This is a genomic window from Emticicia sp., assembly GCF_049241225.1.
Lineage (GTDB): Bacteria > Bacteroidota > Bacteroidia > Cytophagales > Spirosomataceae > Emticicia.
Genome location: NZ_JBMLRC010000296.1, coordinates 1 through 1,750 on the forward strand (window position 1 = coordinate 1; position 1,750 = coordinate 1,750).

The window sequence follows — 1,750 nt, forward strand, 5'->3', positions numbered from 1 at the left end:
CCCCAGGGCTTTCTGAAGGATAAATCCCAGTTTGATTTCCTGCAATACCTACACTCCCCGCAGGAACTTTTGTGCGTGGCGTTGACCTACGTGGAGTGGCAATTCGAGCATCTAAACCACCCATGTAGGCAAACCCCGGTAAAAAACCCATCATATATACTCTGTATGTTGGCGTTGTATGTAATTCAATCACTTGTTCTTCGCTAATCTGATGATAATCAGCTACATAGCCTAAATCTTCGCCATCATAATTTACAGGAATTTCAATAGTTCGTTTTACATAACTTTCCGCCTCACCGAGATTCTCATAGCTTTTTATCAAGAAATTCTCCACGAAAGCATAAGCAGATTCAAAGGAATTATAGTTTTTTCTGACTTGAAAAACATCATAAAAAATGGTCAGAGAAGCGTAAGCTGGCATAGCTTCTTTCATGCCAACAAAAGCGTTTTTATTGCAAAAATGATACAATTGCATGACAATGTCATTGACTTTTTCATCAATGACATTGCCAAAATCAATTGTGATGGCCGAATCGCTAAGTGGAAAAATCTTGTACGAATTACTTACCATATAGCTCGTTGAATGCTTTTTCATATTTATCGCCAGCCTTCCATTTAGGAGCAGTTGGGCGGTCGGCAATCAACCGAGCTGCATAAACGTAGGCCTGACAGAATTTCAGCAAATAATTGTAATTGACTGATTCTGGACTGTCAGAAACTTGGTGATAAAACTTGTTGATTTCTGCATCGAAAGCCGTAAAACCTGGGGCAAAATCGGGTGATGGAATACCTTTTGCAGCCAAATTTACATTATCTGAACGGTCGAACAGATTTTGCTCGGGAGCTGGGTCGGTGATTGCTGTTAATCCAAAAGCCTTTGCTCCTGCTTCGATTTGTGGTTGGGCATCAGTGCGGTCAAGTCCGATAACCGTGACTTTGGTTGTGTCATTATAACCTGCACCATCGCAATCGAGGCTGTAAACACATTGTTTCAACGGCACGAGTGGATGCTCGGCATAATATTTACTTCCCAGAAGTCCAATTTCTTCGCCTGTGTAGGCAATGAATAAAATCGAACGCTTGGTTGGTTTTTGGGTAAATGCTTTCACGGCTGATAAAATGGCAGTTGTTCCGAAGGCATTATCTCTTGCTCCATTGAAAATAGTATCGCTTTCAGTTACTCGGCCACCTTTTCTGCCAGTTCCAACGTGGTCGAAGTGTGCAGTTAATACCACATATTCATTTTTCAAAACTGGGTCAGAGCCTTCTAAAACGCCTAAAACATTGTAAGACATTACGGTTTTCTTTGAGACTTCACTCACATTCAAACTCAAGGTTTTCAAAGATTCTCTATCAAATTTTTTCAAGTGCGTATTACTTACCCAAATATGCGGAATATCTGTATTTGAGGCATTTTCTGGAGCTAAAGCAAGTTTTTCGCCCCCCATATAATTGGTAATTGCCGCCCAAGGATATTTCAAATTATATAATTGAATGAATGCTGCAGCACCATTTTTGGCCGCAAAATCAACTTTTTTAGATGAACCTCTGAGATTTTCGTTCGGGTCGTCGCTGTTTGGAACACCAAATTGGGCGATTACGATTTTACCTTTTACATCTATACCTTTATAATCATCTTGTTTTTCATCGACCCAGCCATAGCCCACAAATACCACAGGAATATTTTCGAGTTTTGTGGCTTTTCCGCTCAACATAATAAAATCTTTTGTCCATTTTAATGAGTCAGTTC

Annotated in this window: 2 protein-coding genes; both read right to left on the minus strand. The window is 40.1% G+C overall.

Annotated elements, in window-relative coordinates; all coding sequences use genetic code 11:
* Positions 1–595: 5-oxoprolinase subunit PxpB (gene pxpB, locus ACOVO2_RS15925; RefSeq protein WP_421770931.1), on the minus strand; the 595-nt coding region annotated here is incomplete at its 3' end.
* Positions 561–1,750 (minus strand): M28 family peptidase (locus ACOVO2_RS15930; protein ID WP_421770932.1); only part of this gene is annotated, 1,190 nt, incomplete at its 5' end. The genes ACOVO2_RS15930 and pxpB, both read right to left, overlap by 35 nt.